Below are 17,968 nucleotides of genomic sequence, written 5' to 3' on the forward strand. Positions count from 1 at the left end.
TGAAATACGACAAAGCCATTTATACAAAAAATATTAGGCCACGCCTATAACGTCAATTAAACAATCCTCAATGTAAGATGATTACCGTGCAATGATAATACTCATTAGCTTGGATGTTTCTCAAGTTTAAACGAGGTATGTGTTATCTTTTCATCATATTGGTTATGAAATGACACTTTAATTAAAGCATCTTTCGGCAGTTCTTCTGGCAGATCAACTGTGAAATAATTACCGCCTCGACGCATTACTCGACGACCCAGAGTTGCAGTAGTCGTCATAATGACTTCACCCTCAAAATTGAATACTGAAATATCAATATATCCTTTTCGAGCTGCGAAACTTTTTGATGGTTTCATATGACCACTAACCTTAACAACGCCATTTTTATTAAATGCCGTCACATCAGAAATTTGCCACCTATAACTATTTTGATTTACAATTTTAATATCAATTGGAATCCCTGCGCAGCCAGATATTACAATGGAAGCTCCTATTATAAAGGGTAAAAAACATTTCATGATTATATTCTCGCTATAATAACGAATTGGTCCGATAGATAGGTATATGGGAGCATACCGTTCCCCCTATTTAGCTTAGAATTTAGCTTCCGAATTGACCTTGAGTACTTCACCTGACATAGACATTAACAAATAAATTGTTTCTGCACTGGTCTTATTAGTTGCGCTGATAACATAACGATTAGCTTCGACTGCAAATAATTTGTAATCATCAACGGTTAGCTCTTTCCAATTTGCATTTAACTTTCCCCACAGTAAAACCTAAATCTTTAAAAGTTAACTGTTGAGTCGCTTTCATTGCAATTTGAATAGCGGCCTTAGGACTGATTTTACCATGTTCGCCATGTGCAAGTGCTGAGCTAGTGCTAAACATTAGTGTAATAAATAAGCTTACGATTAATTTTTTCATTATAAACTCCAAGTATTATATAAATTTAATTTCAAATGTACTTTTACTTTATTCACTGATTTTTATGGCAATTATTTAAGGCCATGCTTGGTGTATTCACCTTTTACAATAAGTTGAACAGTGACTGGGGAGTCAGAGGTGTTTTTCCAATACCAACCATGAGAACCAGCAAATGGTGCCGTAAAACTGCCTTTCATTTCACCTAATGTTGCTATGGCATAACTTTCAAAATAGCCCGTAGTGTCGCCTTCGGGTTCACCATGTAAATCAAAATACAATGCTGAACTGTCCGTTATCCATTCGTATTCAAGCTTTTGGTATTGCGCCATGACAAATTTGTATTCAACTCCGCGTCCAGCAGGCACAATTATTTCAATTGTTTCTACTGTACTTTTTGAATTTTTTGATGTTTCCTGCAAAACAGGCGTTTCTGCTTTTACGTCATGAAAAACGGTTAGGCCAAGTTTATTTCCAATGCCTGATGGATCGATGTTGTATTCAGCAGGTAATATAATGGTGAACAACGTTACGGCTGCGAAGACTAAACTAAATAGCGTATATTTGATCAGCGCTGTATTCGTTAACGTAATAGCTTGTGGTGATGTTTCTTTTTCTTGTTGCATAGTTTTAGCTCTTAAAGTTTTAGCTTTTAAAATAAAAAGGGAGTTAATAAATTAATTAATGAAATAGCCCGTTAGTTGAAAGCCAACTAACATAAATCCGGCACTCATCAATAAACAATTTGTATTGGTCGCAAAGCGATTAAAGCTGCTGTGTTTACGCCAAAAATTAATGACTAAAAGAATAAAGGCCAAGGCAGTAAACTGTCCTAATTCAACCCCTATATTAAAAGCGATTAGATTGGCGATTAATCCATCATCTGGTAGTTGAAATTCTTGTAACTTGGTTGCTAAACCAAAGCCATGAAACAGTCCAAATATCAATACAGCCAGTTTAGCATTGGGTGATTTTCCAAAGAGTCGTTTAAAACCACCTAAATTATCAAAGCCCTTATAAACCACCGATAGTCCAATAATGGCATCAATTAAATAAGCATTAACTTGTATGTCACTGATCACGCCAAACAATAAGGTTAAGCTGTGTCCTAAGGTAAACATGCTGACATACAATAAAACATCACGACTTCTATATAAAAAGAACAGCACACCCACTAAGAACAATAAATGATCGTACCCCGTCACCATATGCTTAGCACCGATATACAAAAATGGGATGATTTGTACGCCAATATTTTGTAGTAAAAATGCTCGTGTGCTTTCATCGACACCATGAGCAAAGGCTTCAATCGGTAACCATATGGCAAGTAAAGCGATAACACTCAACAAGCCATAACGTTGCAAGATATTAGACATTAACTGTTTCCTTTGGATGAGTTGTTTCAGTAGAGGTTTCTTCGCGATGTAGCAAACGATATAAAGCAGGTAGCACGAATAGCGTCAATAGTGTTGAGGAAATTACCCCACCGATCACCACTGTTGCTAATGGGCGTTGAACCTCAGAGCCAATGCCCGTATTCAATGCCATAGGTACAAAACCTAATGAAGCAACGAACGCTGTGGTAAGTACGGGGCGAAACCTTGTCAATGCACCTTCAATAATTGCCGTATCTAAAGAACCTCCGTCACGTCGAAGATCACGTATAAACGAGACCATGACCAAACCATTTAAAATAGCGATGCCTGATAAAGCGATAAAGCCAACAGCGGCTGATATTGAAAAAGGTATATCTCTTAACAGTAAAGCAAAAATGCCCCCTGTTAAGGCTAATGGCACGCCAGTAAAGATGATCATAGAATCTTTAAATGAGCCTAAAGCTAAGAACAGCAGACCAATAATCATCACTAACGTAATAGGAACCACGATAGCTAGGCGCTCTGCTGCTGATTGTAACTTTTGGTAGGTGCCGCCATATTCAATCCAGTAACCCGCAGGTATTTCAACAGACTTATCAATGGATGCTTGAATATCCTGAACAAATGAGCCTAAGTCTCTGCCTCGAACGTTAGCGGTAACAACCATTCTACGTTTGCCATTTTCTCTATTAACTTGGTTTGCACCTTCAACCAATACCAATTCAGCAACTTCTTGCAATGGAACATAACTATTATCGAACATCTGTATGGGTAAGTAAGCCAAGGCATCAACATCCGTTCTTAGCTCCTCTGGAAGACGCACTACAATGTCTGCCCGTTGATCACCTTGATAAAACTTGCCAGCAATCGTACCGCCTAGCGCAGTTGAAAGTTGATCTTGTAGTTGCTTCACGCTTATTCCATATTTTGCTAGCTGGGCAAGTTTTGGATTAATCGTCATTAGAGGTAAACCAGTCGTTCTTTCTACTTGAATATCAGCAATTCCCTCAACATTAATAATAGCTGTGTTTATGCTCTTCCCTAACGCACTTAACGTCTCAAAGTCATCGCCAAACACTTTGATAGCCAACTCTGCACGAACCCCTGATAACAACTCATTAAAGCGCATTTGTATTGGTTGTAAGAATTCATATCGATTACCCGGTATAGGCTCTACTACGGTTGCTAATTCTTCTACAAATTGCGCTTTAGGTTTATTAGGATTTGGCCATTCGCTACGAGGTTTTAAAATAATAAAATTATCGGCAACACTTGGTGGTACGGCATCTGTTGCAACATCGGCTGTACCAATTTTTGCAAAGACACGTTCAACCTCTGGCATTTGAGTGATTTTTTCTTCTAAGGTTTTTTGTAAGGCGACAGCTTGCGACAATGACGTGCCAGGAATACGCAAGGCATGCATGGCGATATCACCTTCATCAAGGTTTGGCACAAATTCGCTACCGAGTTTATTGGCAGAAAATCCCGCTAAGCCGACAAGTCCAACAGCGAAAACGACAACAAACCAGCGAACTTTAAGCGCAAACATTAAAGAAGGACGATAAAGCGCTAAAGATGATTTTATAATGATATTTTCTTTTTCTTTAACCGGCCCTTTGAACAAAATAGCAATAGCTGCGGGCACAAAAGTTACTGATAAAAACATCGCACAACATAGGGCTATAACAACGGTTATTGCCATTGGGTGAAACATTTTACCTTCGACACCCGTAAGCGAAAAAATAGGTAAATATACGGCAGTTATAATAAATACGCCAAATAATGCCGGACGGATGACTTCTTTGGTCGCTTCATATACCAGTGCTAATCGTTCATTAACTGGCATGGTGCGACCATTCGCAGAAGCTGAGCTAAGCTTTCTCAAGCAGTTTTCAACGATGATAATTGCACCATCAACCAGTAATCCAAAATCTAACGCCCCTAAACTCATCAAATTGGCACTAACACCTACTTGTACCATGCCCGTTACGGTCATTAACATCGCAAATGGGATAACCGCAGCAGTCAGCAATGCCGCTCTCATATTGCCTAGTAATAAAAACAACACGACAATAACTAATAGCGCACCTTCAAAGAGGTTCATCTTTACGGTATCGAGTGTCTTTTCAACTAAGGTAGTACGGTCATACACAGCGGTAACGGTAATACCGATGGGTAAACTCGCTTTAACTTCTTCTAGCCTTAAGCCAACGGCTTTTGCAACATTTCGACTGTTTTCCCCGATGAGCATAAAGACCGTGCTCATCACAACTTCTCTACCATTTTGAGTTGCTGCACCTGTTCTTAATTCTTTTCCTTCTTGTACTTTAGCGACATCAGAAATTCGAATTACACTACCTTCAGTCGTCCTAACAGGAATATTAGCGATAGCCTCTAAACTTTCTACTTGTCCGGGAATACGTAATAACCATTGAGCGCCATTTTTTTCTATAAACCCAGCACCTTTATTGTCATTATTATTTTCGATGGCTTGAATAATATCTTGTTGATTAAGGCCAAATTCCAGTAGTTTTTTAGGCTCAAAGGCTACAAGAATTTCACGTTTGAAACCACCAATAGGATTAACTTCAACCACACCCTCCACTTGCATTAACTGAGGACGAATAATCCAGTCATGAACCGTTCTTAAATCTGTCGGGGTTATTAACTTCCCTTCAGCATTACGTGCATTAGGCTCAGCATCCACGGTAAACATGAATATTTCACCTAACCCTGTTGCTATGGGTCCAAGCTCTGGCTCTAATCCAAAAGGTAAATCTGACTTTGTTGAGACTAAGCGTTCATTCACTAATTGTCTGGCAAAGTAAATATCCGTATCATCACTAAAAATGGCAGTGACTTGCGATAAACCATAACGTGAAACAGAGCGTGTACTGACTAAATCTGGTAGTCCTGCCAATGCAGTTTCTAATGGGTAAGTAACCCGTTGTTCTACTTCAAGCGGTGTGTATCCTGGGGCTTCGGTGTTGATCATCACCTGAATGTTGGTGATATCAGGGACAGCATCAATAGGTAACTTGGTAAAGTTCCAAAGGCCCAATCCAGCGAAGGCGAGTACCGCCAACATAATAATTGAGTTTCTACGAATAGAAAATCTGAGTAAATATTCGAGCATTATATTTCCTTTAAAGATAAGTCTTTAAGGAGTAAGGCTTTAAAAGTAAGTCTTTAAGCCGTAAACCTTTTGCTAAGCATGCTAATTAAAAGGGAACCCCTTAGTGATCGTGTGATGCGCCAGATTTTTCAACATCTGCTTTGAGGATATAACTATTCTCAGTGACATATTCAGTGCCTACGGATATACCACCTAACACTTCAATTTCATCACCCACTATGCGGCCTAATTCAAGCATCCTTACTTCATATTCATTGCCAACCTTGGCATAAACCACGGTGAAATCACGAAAGCTCTGCAATGCATTGCGCTTTACCGCCATGTCTACATCAAATGAGCCAATTTCAATTTTTGCACTCACAAAAGAGCCTTCAGATAATAAGGAATCACTATTGTTTACTAAGACACGAAATAGCTTCGCCTGATCATTCCTAACTTTTAATACTCGGCTATCAATTTTACTTGTGTACTGCTCTTCAACACCATTAATGTTAAGTGTTGTTTTTGCGCCAATATTAACTTTGGCTAAATCCAAAGGAAAAACAGCTAGCTCAGCAACTAAGGTTTCATCATTAGTCACCGCAAGTAATATTCGGCCTTTAGATTGCTCACCAGAAGTCACATTAACCGCACTGACAATGCCGTTTTTAGCTGATGTCACTTGATAAGATTGTAAACTTTCATTACTTTCCAGCGTGAGTAACAATTGCCCTTTCTTAATTGCATCACCTAGCTTAACGTGAACTTTTTTAACCAAGCCATCAAATCGCGCATAAACATTACTGGTAGCATCGGCTGGTAAGGTTAACTTGCCAAACACTTCAATGCTTTGATGGAATGTTGATGGCCCGACAACGTCAGTAGTAATTTCCATTGCCTCTGCAATTTTTTCATCAATACTTGTTCGTCCTTCAAAATTGTCATATTGCCAACTGTAATTTTTTCCCTGATATTTAGCAGTTAAAGAGACAATAAATGAGTGAGGTTCGTAGATAACCATATCACCACGAAGATACTGGCCTTCTTGAAAAAAATTAATATCATCGACACCATCACCCAATCGGGTCAATTTTACATTTAGTTCTACTTTCGCAGGGTCGATAACTTTTCCATCCATCGTTGCCCACACACGAAACTCAGGAGGAACTCCCCTTTCAAAAATGGATAGTTCAATGGCAAAATTATCTTTTTTCAACATGCGTCCCCGATTCGGCCCTTTTTCTGGCTCGACTTCTTCTACCTTTTGCTCTGAAACGGCAAAGCTAGAGAAACTTGTACTTAAGCTAACAAAGCACAGTGTGCTTATTAGTGTTAATATTTTAAATGTTGATTTCATGATTATTTCTCGTTATTTTTTTCAATAGAATGAGCGTTAAAAGGTGCATTAGCGTTTTTATTAATGGCAAATAGGGATGTACCCGTTAACCGCTCTATTTCAATATTGTTTAAATGGGCATTTTGATAAGCAGCAATCAAGTCTGACTGCGCATCTAATAATTCTTTTTGAGTGTTAGTCCACTCGGTATAGCTATATCGGCCAATCTTGTAAGCTTTTTCAGCCTCAACAAAAGCTTGTTCAAGCACAGGTATCAGGTTTTTAGTCATAGCATCAATGACATGTTGGCTGTGTTTCATTTGTTCAATAAGCACATACAACTGTGTATTCAATTGATGAACGAGTGCTTGTGACGCTGTTTCTAATTCGCTTTGAGAGGCACGTAACGCATTTATTTTCCCTTGATTTTGATTGCTATCACCAAAAGGAATTGAAATCCCAGCGACTAAACCAAAATCATCGGTTGTTTCGTAACGCCTTAATCCAGTAGAAAATTTCCATAGGGGTTTAGTTTCAATACGAGCAAGTTCAATTTCAGACTGAGCAATTCGCTGTTTTGTCGCGAAAAGACTTACCGAAGGCAGTTGTTTTAGATGAGTAAATAATGAATCAACATCGCTGCTATTACTTAAAGGTAAATGAGGTAACGATAATAATGAGCCAATGATGTTAGTTTCTTTATGTTGCTCGCTTTGCCCCTGTCCTTGCCACTGGGCCAATAACTGATATTTACTGGCATCTACTTCATGGGTTAAATCTTCAACAACTAATTCTCGTTTAGCGACTTCCGCTTGTGATTTTAGTTTATCCACTAAAGAAGACTTTCCTGCATTAACACGTTTAGTCACTGCTTCAAATGATTGAACCGCTTGCTTTAAGCTCATTTTTGACAGTTTTAATCGCTCTTCATTGACCAATACTTGGATAAAATATTTTGCTGTTTGTGCGGCTAAATCTAGTGCTTTAATTTCTCGCGCGAATGCAACGGTTGATCCCTGAATCTTAGCGTTAGCGACTCTATTTTTTACTAGCGAGTTATCTAAAATCCATGAGATTGATAGTGTGGATTGCGCACTTTTAAAGCCACTATGATCACCCGTACCCATTGCATCCTCAATAGTAAGTCCAATTTCTGGTCTAACCTGAATACCGGCTTGTTGTGCATACCCCTTATAAATTTCAGCTTGATTGGCGAAAACTTTCAAGTCTGGGTGCATACTCATTGTTTGAGATATTGCCGTAGATAAGTCAACCGATTTCAGAGGGCTGTCTTCTGAGTATACATAACTTGATATGGTTGAAGTGGCTATCAACAATACGGAGCTAAACTTTAAATAACGTTTTGATAAAAACCGATTGGTAGTCGGTTTTTTGTTTGTGGATGATTTTCCAGGTAGCTTCATTATTATTACCTTTGATGAGCTTTTAATTGATTATTTTATTAAGGATTAATGATTAAATAACGTTTCAATAGCATGGTGGAGACTATCGACTGATGTCGTTGATATAACGGATAAGAGTATAATTCCAAGTAAAATCACTTTCATTGGAAAGGGTTTAAACTGAGTATTACTTAGCAATTGAAGAACTCGTTGCTCAATTGATTGACGACAAAAATGAACTAATAATTCATTCTTATATTGTTTATGGACGGAGTATTTAGCCGCTAACTTAGTAAACCTCACTAAGGTACTGGCAACATTCTGTGCCTGCTGCTGATTTTTTACAAAGAAAGAGTCAGCTGCTTGTTCCATGGAAATTGCCATTAGCGATTTCAACATTTTATTAATGTTAGGCGTGAAATAAGCAGAAAAAAATGAAAAAAGCCATTTTTTAAGTGGATCTGCATAGTGCAAATGAGCAAGTTCATGTTGAATAATTATTTCAACATCATCTGAGTTTAGCTGCTCGATCAATCCTGTAGATACAAAACATGATGGCTTGATTAAGCCACCAGTGAACGCTGTTGGGATCGATGAATCGATAACCAATACGTTCTCACTTTTTTTTGTCGCTAAAGTACGTAAAAGGCCTATTTGATGGTGGTTTTTGTAAGCTAAGACTAAGCTTTGAGTCGCGATATAAATACTGAAACCGAAAAAAACAATCAAGCTAATACTATGCCAGCTTAGAAAGTAAAAAACTTCATGATGATGCCAATGAGCTAACTCTGTTAACCAGACAAACATTGCCCCTGATTGAAAAATAGGGCTAAAAAATAGGGTTACGGTTAAAGCAGTAATCCAAGGTAAAAGTACACATAGCCAAAGTAACGATTTACGGGTAGATACCGTATAATTTTGAATATTGCTTTTTACAGACCAAAAAATAATCGAAACAAAAATATTAGCAATGATAAAAGCTAGCACTGTGATCGTAAATATATTTAATGCTAATGCCCACTCACCGAAAATCATCTATCAGCCTTTGTTTGTAATTTATTACGCTGTTCCTCAATCATAGCTTCTAACTTATCCAACTGGTCCTCATCGAGATCAGATGAAATGGAAGAAAAAGCCGCGACAATGCTATTTTCATCTTCAGCAACAAAATCATGAGTCACATTTTTAATTAATTGACCTATCAGTTCTTGGCGTGCAACTTTCGGGAAATATTTATAAGCGTGGCCGTTCTTTACTCGTGATAATAAATCTTTTTTAACTAAACGTTCTAATGTGCTTTGAATGGTATTAAGAGAACCCCCTCTATTTTTTTCGAAATAGCTATATACCTGCTTGGCATCGGCAGGCTGGTTTTTCCATAAATATTCTAAAACTTGTTTTTCTAATTCACCGAGTAACATAAATTTCAATCACTATTGTTAAGTGTGCTGATAATGTCACACAAAAAACCGAGCGGCAATCGGTTTTTAATTAATTAGGGCTAAAACTTTTATTTTAAGTAACTTTTCAGAATAGAAATAACATCTTCAACTTCAGTCAGACGTTGCTCGTTTGATAAATTTTCTGCCCCTAAATGCTCTCTTAAATGATCTTCTAATACCTCTTTCATCAGTCCATTGACAGCGCCTTTAATGGCGGCTACCTGCTGTAAAATAGCCATACAGTTTGGCTCACCTTCAAGTGCCGTCTCAAGGGCAATTGATTGCCCTTTTATCCGCCTAACGCGACTCAAAAGCTTTTTTTTACCCGCTATTGTATGTGACATAAATTTCCTTACTTGATAACTTTACTTAAAAATCTTACTTGAAGAATACAATACTAGGGTATAGTATATCCACCTCTTTTAAAAGGTGTTATTTCTAAATAGCATTTTACGATAATTTAGGATAATAAATGAATAATGATAGTGGCATTCAGTGGGAACACTCACATGATTTTGGGGTTGACAGTAAACACCATCAAAGCAAAGTGAAAATTGTTTTTTGGTTAACAACCGTCATTATGGTGCTTGAAATAGCAGCAGGTACTTGGTCGGGATCTATGGCACTGCTTGCTGATGGTTGGCATATGGGCACTCATTCAGCTGCATTTCTTATCGCTATATTCGCCTATTCTTACGCTAAAAAGCATGCCAATAATAAAGACTTTAGTTTTGGCACAGGCAAGGTAAATTCGTTAGGTGGGTTTGCCAGTGCAATTGCTTTGGCAATTGTTGCTTTAATGATGATAATAGAATCGGTTCAACGGTTATTAACGCCACAATCAATTCATTTTAATGAAGCCATTATTGTAGCCATCATCGGCTTGATTGTTAACTTTGCCTCGGTATTTATTTTACATGAAGATCATCATCACGGAGAACATGACCATGATCACAGCCACCATCATCACGAACACCACGATCATAATATGAAAGCCGCTTATTTCCATGTATTAGCTGATACCTTAACGTCTTTATTAGCTATTGTTGCCTTGCTGGTAGGGAAATATATTGGCCTACTCTGGATGGACCCTTTAATGGGCATTGTTGGTGCGCTCGTCATTTCAAAATGGTCTTATGGACTCATTAAAGATTCGAGTGAAATATTGTTAGATAAATCAGTTAAGCAATCAACTGTCGATAAAATCACAGAGGTATTACGCAAAAAAAATACGATTATTAATGATCTACATGTATGGAAAATAGCAACAAGTCACCAAGCAGCAATTATTAAAGTGACTGCTGTTGAACCCATGAGTTCAGATGAATATAAACATATATTACGCGAATTGTTACCACAACTTTCCCATATTTCGATTGAAGTAAATCGCGGTTAAAATTAATTGACCACTACGACGATAGGTTTTAAAAATGTTCGACATAATAATTCTCGCATTGGCATTAAGTATGGATGCTTTTGCAGTATCAATAGGTTTAGGATCAAAGGGCACTAAACGAACGGGTTCTTTGGCTATTATGGCTGGAGTATATTTTGGTTTGTTTCAAGGTGTGATGCCTTTATTTGGCTATTTGGGCGGTATTGGGTTATCTAGTTGGGTAGCGGCTTACGCACCTTGGATTGCTTTTTTGCTGCTACTCTTAATTGGCAGTAAAATGATTTATGAATCCATATCTGTTGGAATAGAAGAAGATATCGCTAAGATCACCCATAAAATAATGCTAGTACTTGCTATAGCAACCAGTATAGACGCAATGGCAGCAGGGTTTTCTTTAACACTACTTGAGGTAAATCCTATTTTTGCATGTGGAATAATAGGCGTTACAACTTTATTCTTTAGCTGGATAGGCGTGTTTATTGGCGCTAAAAGTGGTACTTGGCTAGAAAGTAAGGCTGAGCTATTAGGTGGTATAGTCCTTATACTAATCGGGTTAAAAATGTTGTTTACATAGTTTTAGTCATTTAGGAGTTAGATAAATAAAGGATAACTTTGAAACAAATTGTAAAAGACACAGCATAATTTAAGTAAAAACTCAGTATTTCTTAAGTTTCACATGATATCTTAAGAAATACTTTTTTAATTATTGAGATTAATATTGAAAATATTAATTATTGAAGACTCTACTTCCCTTAGACGGAGCCTAAAAATAGGGCTAACCAATTTAGGTTTTACTGTTGATGATACAGGTGATGGCTCAGAAGGATTAAGCATGGTATTAGCGGGGGATTACTCGCTACTCATCCTTGATTTGATGCTCCCATCCGTTGATGGTACTGCAATATTAAAAGCAATCAGGCAAGCCAAGAAAGATATAAAAGTGTTGATACTATCAGCACGAGATCTCACCGAAGATAAAATTGAAGGTCTATTAAACGGGGCTGATGACTATTTAACAAAACCCTTTTCATTCGATGAACTTCATGTGCGCCTACTTTGCCTAATGCGCAGAGGGAGTTTAAATATTAACGAGAGTAAAATTAATATTGGACTATTTTCATTAGATCTTCATTTAAAACAATTATTGTGCAATGGGGTTGATGCAAATTTAACACCGAATGAATATAAATTAGTTGAATGCTTATTCACCAATCAAGGTAAAGTTATATCACCAGAGAAATTGAGTGAATACTTGGCAGGTCAATACAATGCTATAGCAAAAAATTCAATTGAGGCTCACTTATCAACAGCTAGGAAAAAGGTTAGAGATATAGGGCATGATTTACCAATCAAAACTAAGCGTGGTTTTGGATATTTTGTTGAGAGTTGTTAATGAGCTCTATTAAGAAAAAATTAAGTCGATATATATCCTTATCCATATCATTACTGTTGGTAACTCTCTTTTTTATAACAGATGTGAGTGTTGATAGCTGGATCAGTAATGAATTTGATAGAGCTATGATCACTAAATCTGGTTTACTAGAAACATTAGTTAGCGAAGATCCCGAAAAAGTAGATTTTGAATTTGCGGATGAATTTATGCCTGAATTTTCGGGTATTAACGATCCTGAATATTTTCAGTTATGGCGTGATAACAAAGTTTTTGAAAAATCAGAAACACTCAAACTTTTCGATATTAATGAATTACCTAAGTTAGATGTGGCTTTGCACAAATCATCAATAACTAATATTACCTTACCAGACGGGCGTTCTGGGAGAATGTATTTCACAAAATTCATTCCTCAAATAGATCGCGAGGTTAGAGAAGAGTTTGGTTTAACTAAAGAAGTATTTGCAAAAACTCAACATCCTATGGAGTTGGCTTATGCGACAAGCAACGAAGGTTTAAATCAAGTTCTTTGGCTTGTAGATATTATTTTTATTATTACATCGCTTTCCGCAGTTATCGCAGTAAGAATAATTGTTTTTAATGTCGTTGAACGTGGATTAAAACCACTAGATGAACTAAATACTGAATTAAAACAGATTAATTTAAATTCAAAACTAAGTAAAATATCAACAAGTAAACTACCTGTTGAACTCATTGCTATGGCAGAAGGCATTAATCATTTTATAATTGAAAATAAAATTCTTTATTCAAGAGAGAAAAGAATTACCTCTGATATTGCTCATGAGTTAAAAACCCCTATTGCAGAGTTATTAAACTTAACGGAAGTAGCAATTAAATTTCCTCATGAAAAGGAGTTATCAGAAAACTATAAAAATGATGTACTTGCGATTACAGAGCGCTTAAGAAGTATAGTCAATGGCATACTTTTACTTCAAAAAAGTACAAGTACATCTGAGTTAGAAAAAAAGGCTGTAAATATTGATGCGTTGCTAAACACAATAATCACTTTGGAAAATAAAACGAACCGAGACGTGACTGTTAACATTAATGACCAATGTAAAACTATCTATACTAATGAATTCGCGGCCACTACCGTACTTGCAAACCTTATCAATAATGCCCTTTACTATAGTCTCGATTTAACTGCCATAGCGATTGACGTTGCACCTTACCTAAACACGAAACAAGTTATCGTGAAAATTTCTAACATCAGTAAGTTTGAGTATTCAGAGGAAGACTTAGGCTTTTTCTTTGAACCCTTATGGCAGAAAGATTCATCAAGAACATCTGAAGAAAGGTATGGGCTAGGCTTAGCAATTGTTCAATCTTATTGTGACAAAATTGGCGCTTCTTTGACAGTAGCCATAGAGGCTGAACAAAGAATTACTTTTACCATCATATTATGAGCAGATGTGGTTCCCTAATTAACGTCTTAATTTGTTTATTTGTTACGTTAATTATTATGGCTAACGCGTATGCAATAACACAAGTACCGACATAGTTATTGATGGTATTCTGGATGATGATGCATGGAATGCAACGCCAGTGTTCACCACAAACTATCAGGTGTTTCCTCGAACGTTAAGTAAACACCATAATAATTTTTCATATCGTGTTATTACTACAGAAAAAGGCATTTTTTTAGGCTTAAAAGCAACAACAGAAAATATATTACGAATACGTACTCAAGAAAACGATAAAGTGTTTTCTAATGACCATTTTCAAATCATGCTTGATGTCAATAATGACGAACAAGAAAGCTATATTTTTGTTATAAACCATCAAGGTAACTATTTTGATGGTAACTACAACATAGGAAGAGAAATAGACTTAGATTGGAGTGCTCAATGGGAATATCAAGTTAAAATCGATAACGATAATTGGATTGCCGAAGTATTTATTCCTTGGGACACAATGACATTCAGTGTGGAAGCAAAAAATGAATTAGGCGTATATATTAGCCGTTTTGATGAGAGCAGTAATGCTACTTATGCTTCAGCGCCCGTAAATAAAGAAATGAATGGCTTTTTTCAAAAATTTTCAACAATTTTCAACCACCGTTGTTAGTGAAAACAGTTTCGATTTTTTTCCCTACTTTTCATTGAATCGAGATATTACCAAAAATGATAACAGCGCCTCTATTGGCGCTGAATTTTTTTGGCAACCAAGTGATGGACAAAAATTAAGTGCGACAACTATCCTGACACCTGTCTCTTATACACAAATAAATTTTCTTTAAGTTGAACTTTATCTATATCGATTGATCAGATCTTTTATTATATTCAACAACTGAGTGAATGCCTTATGCTAATAAAAGATACTGAAGAATGGGCGAATAACTTATTTGCAAATGCAGATTTAGGTGATGAGAGACGTACAAGACGACTTGTAAAGCTTAGTCACCTCATGGCAAGTAATACAGGGAGTTCAATTGTTAAAGCGTCAGGTTCACAAGCTTCAATCGAAGGCTCTTATCGCTTTCTTCGTAATGATAAAATAGAAGCTGGAGACATTGCTGATGCGGCTTTCACATCGCTATTACCAGATTTGAAACGTTCAAAAAAAATGCTAGCCTTAGAAGACACTTCAACGCTATGTTATCGACATAATGTGACTAAAGAATTGGGCCATACTGGTGCATACAAGCAGAGTTCATCAAAAGGCATATTAGCTCATTCAGTATTGATGATTGATGCTGAAACCGAGCAAACTATTGGATTAGCAGAGCAGTATCGTTGGTGTCGAAAAGATGAAGATTTTGGCACTGCAAATGATAGAAAACGGAGAAAATACGAAACAAAAGAGAGTTATAAATGGCAGCGTTCATCTGAGACAATGAGCCGTAGATACGCCAGTGTTATGGACAGTATTATTAGTGTGTGCGATCGCGAGTCAGATATGTTTGAGTATATTTCATATAAAATGACGCAGCACCAACGTTTTGTTGTTAGGGCAAAGCATGAGCGTATAGTCAACGCCCAAGGAGATACACTAACGCCTTATATAGAGCGTCAGTCCAGCGCCTTGTTTTATGAAGTTAAAATACAACAAAAGGGCGGCAGAAAAGCACGTATTGCTAATGTTGCAGTACGTTATGCGTTAGTCACTATCTCCCCGCCTAAAAAACAGAAAAAAATCGGCAGCACCACACTTGTAGTGATTAGTTGTAACGAAATTTCGCCTCCTGAAGGTGTGAGTCCATTATCGTGGAAGTTGTATACAAACGAGGCAATAAATTGTGCGACAGATGCTTTACAAATTGTCCGTTATTATGAATTAAGATGGAGAGTAGAAGAGTTCCATAAAGCATGGAAATCAGCCGGCACTCAAGTGGAATCATTTCGGCAGCAAAAACGAAAAAACTTAGAAAAGGTCATTGTTATCACTGCATTTATAGCCGTAAGGCTACTTCAACTGAGAGAGTTGGTTGGCGATAAAAAAGAATCAAAATCAGTAAGCTGTGAGCATTATTTCAATCCTCTTGAGTGGAAGTTGATGTGGACAAAGACAGAACTCAGCAGCATACCTAAAAAACCGCCTTCAATGTATTGGGCATATTATGCACTTGCAAAGCTTGGGCGCTGGTACGACAGCAAAGGAACAGGAATTGTTGGCTGGGAAGCTCTATGGGATGGTTGGTTTACACTAAATCAATTTTTAGAAGGAGCAAAATTCATGCAAAAGCAGATAGAGAAAATGTGATCAAGAGACAGATCCTGACACAGGGGGATACCAAATCCCCAGCTTTGACTCTAAACATATTAGAGATATAACCTTTGCCATTGAAGCAGAGTTAAAAACCAACTTTCAAAGCGAAAAACTCCCTGCTGTTATTGGCGCTGCTATTGAACTGGTTACAACTACTATGGCATAGCGAATGCTTATCAAGCATGTGTTGAATTGGATCATTGGCTGCGTCGTCGTGTAAGAATGTGTTACTGGCGTCAATGGCGAAAGCCGCGGACGAAACTTATTAAAACGAGGAGTCAAAATTCAAGCAGCCGTAGCTTGTGGTATCACAAGTAAAGGGCCGTGGCGAAGTTCGAAAACACCGGGCATTCAACAAGCCTTGAATAATACCTATTTGGCTAAAGCAGGTTTGTATTCACTAAGAGAAGGATGGATCAAGGTTCACTACCCTAATCAGAAAGTTTAAATTAGGGGTTCTAAATGAACCGCCCTGTGCGAAGCCGCATGCAGGGTGGTGTGGGGGTTGGAGGCTAGATACCTCTGACTACCCGATTATGCACTACTTTAAACGATACATGCCTTTGAAAAATCAGATAAATAATCGAAATAACCAGTCAATTGAAAATACCTATTTTCGAAGTTTTCTTGGCTCTCTCCTCTTTGGCTTACGAAATTTCCATCACCAAGAACAAAGTCAGGAATTAAATTTTCATCAAGATTGATAAAATGGCTACCAATGAGACCAAAATCATTATGAAGTTTAATGCCAGCTTCAAATAATGAATTAATATATTCTTTCTCTAAATCAAAACTAACTGGAGAGCATATTTTAATGACTTCATCCTTTGATCTTTCAAACACATCCAAAAGCGTTAAATTAAGGTGTTTTTCGAAAATTTCATCTAATAACGACTCTAAGTTGTCACTAGTTACCTGCAAGCCTTTTACTTGATGTTCACTATATAGGGAGTCCACAAGAAGTGAGAAAATGGCTCCATGATCAATATATTTCAATGAATTTTCATAGGGCACAATAAAATTTTCAAAACTGGGGTGTAACATATCTCTCGGTTTCAATGACATTATTATGTCATCAGGTAAGTTTAATATTAAGCGAGTTAGTTTGGCTGCAATATTATAAGCTTCTATAGCATCAGAAAGAGTAAAAGCATTCGATATTTTATGCGCTACTACAGAGTATTCAACTAGGTTCTCGTTATATAACTCTGCCATTGTATCTTTTAATAATTTATCACTTTCTATTTTTCTAGAAACAGGATCATCGATCATACCTATGATTCTTACCCTGGCATTAAGCTCTTGAGCGACAGCCGAAGATTCTAACAGCGAACAAAGGCTAAAAGGCACTCTGGCAATTAATTCCCCGTTTTCATTTGCAAACCTTGTAAAAAATAAATTTCTATCTGTTGGTTTTCCGTATTTAGAAAACATTATTCCTGCTGAATAATCATATTTCCAAGGTGAAGATTTATTAGCTTTTGGATTGGTCGTTGAATAATATTGAGGAAGTTTAATATATTGCACTCTATCAAACAGATCTAACTGTCGATTAAAATGCAGTAGCTCTGTCGATATTCCACTTTGTTCCGCTTCATGAAGATCATTTCTACAGTGGTAAATATCGCTTAGAAATCTTAACCCCCATAACGTCGAATGAGCATCGTACCAGTGTTTAACTTCATGATTTAACAAGGGACCAAATTTGAGGATTGCTTGATGGTTCTCACCTATAGATTTACTAGTATCTGTAAATGCTATCAGACGTCAACTAACTTGTCCGGTCAGCGTCAATTAACTTGGCCGGTATTTGAATTTAGTTTCATTGCTTGTTTTTTACGGTAGCTTTCACCTTCG

At 37.1% G+C, this 17,968-nt stretch carries 19 protein-coding genes and 1 pseudogene; 8 read left to right on the forward strand and 12 right to left on the reverse strand.

Annotation, left to right across the window (positions count from 1 at the left end):
• Positions 1 to 104: 104 nt before the first annotated feature.
• From FCS21_RS14700 to FCS21_RS14745, 11 genes are all read right to left on the reverse strand, one after another.
• A complete protein-coding gene (locus tag FCS21_RS14700) occupies positions 105 to 518 on the reverse strand; it encodes a hypothetical protein (protein ID WP_138624303.1) in 414 nt (137 codons plus the stop codon).
• A 75-nt stretch (positions 519 to 593) separates the two neighbouring features.
• Positions 594 to 773, reverse strand: coding sequence for a DUF6488 family protein (locus FCS21_RS17065; protein WP_246047290.1), 180 nt, complete (start codon positions 771 to 773; stop codon positions 594 to 596).
• Positions 730 to 927, reverse strand: coding sequence for a DUF6488 family protein (locus FCS21_RS17070; RefSeq protein WP_246047284.1), 198 nt, complete (start codon positions 925 to 927; stop codon positions 730 to 732). Before FCS21_RS17070 ends, FCS21_RS17065 begins: the two co-directional genes overlap by 44 nt.
• Before the next feature lie 71 nt (positions 928 to 998).
• A complete protein-coding gene (locus tag FCS21_RS14710; RefSeq protein WP_138624304.1) occupies positions 999 to 1,550 on the reverse strand; it encodes a hypothetical protein in 552 nt (183 codons plus the stop codon).
• Positions 1,551 to 1,601: 51 nt separating this feature from the next.
• A complete protein-coding gene (locus FCS21_RS14715) occupies positions 1,602 to 2,300 on the reverse strand; it encodes a HupE/UreJ family protein (RefSeq protein ID WP_138624305.1) in 699 nt (232 codons plus the stop codon).
• A complete protein-coding gene (locus FCS21_RS14720) occupies positions 2,293 to 5,436 on the reverse strand; it encodes an efflux RND transporter permease subunit (RefSeq protein WP_138624306.1) in 3,144 nt (1,047 codons plus the stop codon). Before FCS21_RS14720 ends, FCS21_RS14715 begins: the two co-directional genes overlap by 8 nt.
• A gap of 100 nt (positions 5,437 to 5,536) precedes the next feature.
• Positions 5,537 to 6,772 carry an efflux RND transporter periplasmic adaptor subunit gene (locus tag FCS21_RS14725; protein ID WP_138624307.1) on the reverse strand — a complete coding sequence of 412 codons (1,236 nt, stop codon included), beginning with the start codon at positions 6,770 to 6,772 and terminating at the stop codon, positions 5,537 to 5,539.
• 2 nt (positions 6,773 to 6,774) lie between these two features.
• The gene (locus FCS21_RS14730; RefSeq protein WP_138624308.1) at positions 6,775 to 8,175 is read right to left on the reverse strand and encodes a TolC family protein; all 1,401 of its coding nucleotides are present in this window, start codon (positions 8,173 to 8,175) and stop codon (positions 6,775 to 6,777) included.
• A 45-nt stretch (positions 8,176 to 8,220) separates the two neighbouring features.
• Positions 8,221 to 9,189, reverse strand: coding sequence for a M56 family metallopeptidase (locus FCS21_RS14735; protein WP_138624309.1), 969 nt, complete (start codon positions 9,187 to 9,189; stop codon positions 8,221 to 8,223).
• Positions 9,186 to 9,575, reverse strand: a complete 390-nt coding sequence (locus FCS21_RS14740; protein ID WP_138624310.1) for a BlaI/MecI/CopY family transcriptional regulator — start codon at positions 9,573 to 9,575, stop codon at positions 9,186 to 9,188. Before FCS21_RS14740 ends, FCS21_RS14735 begins: the two co-directional genes overlap by 4 nt.
• 89 nt (positions 9,576 to 9,664) lie before the next feature.
• Complete coding sequence (locus tag FCS21_RS14745; protein WP_138624311.1) at positions 9,665 to 9,940, reverse strand: metal/formaldehyde-sensitive transcriptional repressor; 276 nt, start codon at positions 9,938 to 9,940, stop codon at positions 9,665 to 9,667.
• 128 nt (positions 9,941 to 10,068) lie between these two features.
• Between FCS21_RS14745 and dmeF the strand changes: the two genes are divergently transcribed.
• The 8 genes and pseudogenes from dmeF to FCS21_RS14785 all read left to right on the forward strand — a co-directional run.
• The gene (gene dmeF, locus FCS21_RS14750; protein WP_138624312.1) at positions 10,069 to 10,992 is read left to right on the forward strand and encodes a CDF family Co(II)/Ni(II) efflux transporter DmeF; all 924 of its coding nucleotides are present in this window, start codon (positions 10,069 to 10,071) and stop codon (positions 10,990 to 10,992) included.
• Positions 10,993 to 11,026: 34 nt separating this feature from the next.
• Positions 11,027 to 11,566, forward strand: coding sequence for a manganese efflux pump MntP (locus tag FCS21_RS14755; protein ID WP_138624313.1), 540 nt, complete (start codon positions 11,027 to 11,029; stop codon positions 11,564 to 11,566).
• 144 nt (positions 11,567 to 11,710) lie between these two features.
• A complete protein-coding gene (locus FCS21_RS14760) occupies positions 11,711 to 12,385 on the forward strand; it encodes a response regulator transcription factor (protein ID WP_138624314.1) in 675 nt (224 codons plus the stop codon).
• On the forward strand, positions 12,385 to 13,809 hold the full coding sequence (locus FCS21_RS14765; RefSeq protein ID WP_138624315.1) for a sensor histidine kinase: 1,425 nt from the start codon (positions 12,385 to 12,387) through the stop codon (positions 13,807 to 13,809). The genes FCS21_RS14760 and FCS21_RS14765 overlap by 1 nt, the downstream gene beginning before the upstream one ends.
• A 109-nt stretch (positions 13,810 to 13,918) precedes the next feature.
• On the forward strand, positions 13,919 to 14,470 hold the full coding sequence (locus FCS21_RS14770) for a DOMON domain-containing protein (RefSeq protein ID WP_281279975.1): 552 nt from the start codon (positions 13,919 to 13,921) through the stop codon (positions 14,468 to 14,470).
• Positions 14,424 to 14,642, forward strand: coding sequence for a hypothetical protein (locus FCS21_RS14775; protein ID WP_138624317.1), 219 nt, complete (start codon positions 14,424 to 14,426; stop codon positions 14,640 to 14,642). Before FCS21_RS14770 ends, FCS21_RS14775 begins: the two co-directional genes overlap by 47 nt.
• 65 nt (positions 14,643 to 14,707) lie before the next feature.
• Entirely contained in the window at positions 14,708 to 16,105 is a 1,398-nt protein-coding gene (locus tag FCS21_RS14780; protein WP_138624318.1) for an IS4 family transposase, read from the forward strand.
• A gap of 156 nt (positions 16,106 to 16,261) precedes the next feature.
• Positions 16,262 to 16,559 (forward strand): annotated as a pseudogene (locus FCS21_RS14785) (group II intron maturase-specific domain-containing protein); the annotation flags it as partial.
• 98 nt (positions 16,560 to 16,657) lie between these two features.
• Here FCS21_RS14785 and FCS21_RS14790 read toward each other — a convergent pair.
• Complete coding sequence (locus FCS21_RS14790) at positions 16,658 to 17,806, reverse strand: hypothetical protein (protein ID WP_222927975.1); 1,149 nt, start codon at positions 17,804 to 17,806, stop codon at positions 16,658 to 16,660.
• Between the last annotated feature and the right edge of the window lie 162 nt (positions 17,807 to 17,968).

Origin of the sequence: Colwellia ponticola, from assembly GCF_005885605.1 — a bacterium.
Lineage (GTDB): Bacteria > Pseudomonadota > Gammaproteobacteria > Enterobacterales > Alteromonadaceae > Colwellia > Colwellia ponticola.

Coding starts and splice junctions, on each gene's coding strand:
- FCS21_RS14700 (WP_138624303.1), bottom strand. CDS start 518: ATGAAATGTTTTTTACCCTTTATAATAGGAGCTTCCATTGTAATATCT.
- FCS21_RS17070 (WP_246047284.1), bottom strand. CDS start 927: ATGAAAAAATTAATCGTAAGCTTATTTATTACACTAATGTTTAGCACT.
- FCS21_RS14710 (WP_138624304.1), bottom strand. CDS start 1,550: ATGCAACAAGAAAAAGAAACATCACCACAAGCTATTACGTTAACGAAT.
- FCS21_RS14715 (WP_138624305.1), bottom strand. CDS start 2,300: ATGTCTAATATCTTGCAACGTTATGGCTTGTTGAGTGTTATCGCTTTA.
- FCS21_RS14720 (WP_138624306.1), bottom strand. CDS start 5,436: ATGCTCGAATATTTACTCAGATTTTCTATTCGTAGAAACTCAATTATT.
- FCS21_RS14725 (WP_138624307.1), bottom strand. CDS start 6,772: ATGAAATCAACATTTAAAATATTAACACTAATAAGCACACTGTGCTTT.
- FCS21_RS14730 (WP_138624308.1), bottom strand. CDS start 8,175: ATGAAGCTACCTGGAAAATCATCCACAAACAAAAAACCGACTACCAAT.
- FCS21_RS14735 (WP_138624309.1), bottom strand. CDS start 9,189: ATGATTTTCGGTGAGTGGGCATTAGCATTAAATATATTTACGATCACA.
- FCS21_RS14740 (WP_138624310.1), bottom strand. CDS start 9,575: ATGTTACTCGGTGAATTAGAAAAACAAGTTTTAGAATATTTATGGAAA.
- FCS21_RS14745 (WP_138624311.1), bottom strand. CDS start 9,940: ATGTCACATACAATAGCGGGTAAAAAAAAGCTTTTGAGTCGCGTTAGG.
- dmeF (WP_138624312.1), top strand. CDS start 10,069: ATGAATAATGATAGTGGCATTCAGTGGGAACACTCACATGATTTTGGG.
- FCS21_RS14755 (WP_138624313.1), top strand. CDS start 11,027: ATGTTCGACATAATAATTCTCGCATTGGCATTAAGTATGGATGCTTTT.
- FCS21_RS14765 (WP_138624315.1), top strand. CDS start 12,385: ATGAGCTCTATTAAGAAAAAATTAAGTCGATATATATCCTTATCCATA.
- FCS21_RS14775 (WP_138624317.1), top strand. CDS start 14,424: ATGGCTTTTTTCAAAAATTTTCAACAATTTTCAACCACCGTTGTTAGT.
- FCS21_RS14780 (WP_138624318.1), top strand. CDS start 14,708: ATGCTAATAAAAGATACTGAAGAATGGGCGAATAACTTATTTGCAAAT.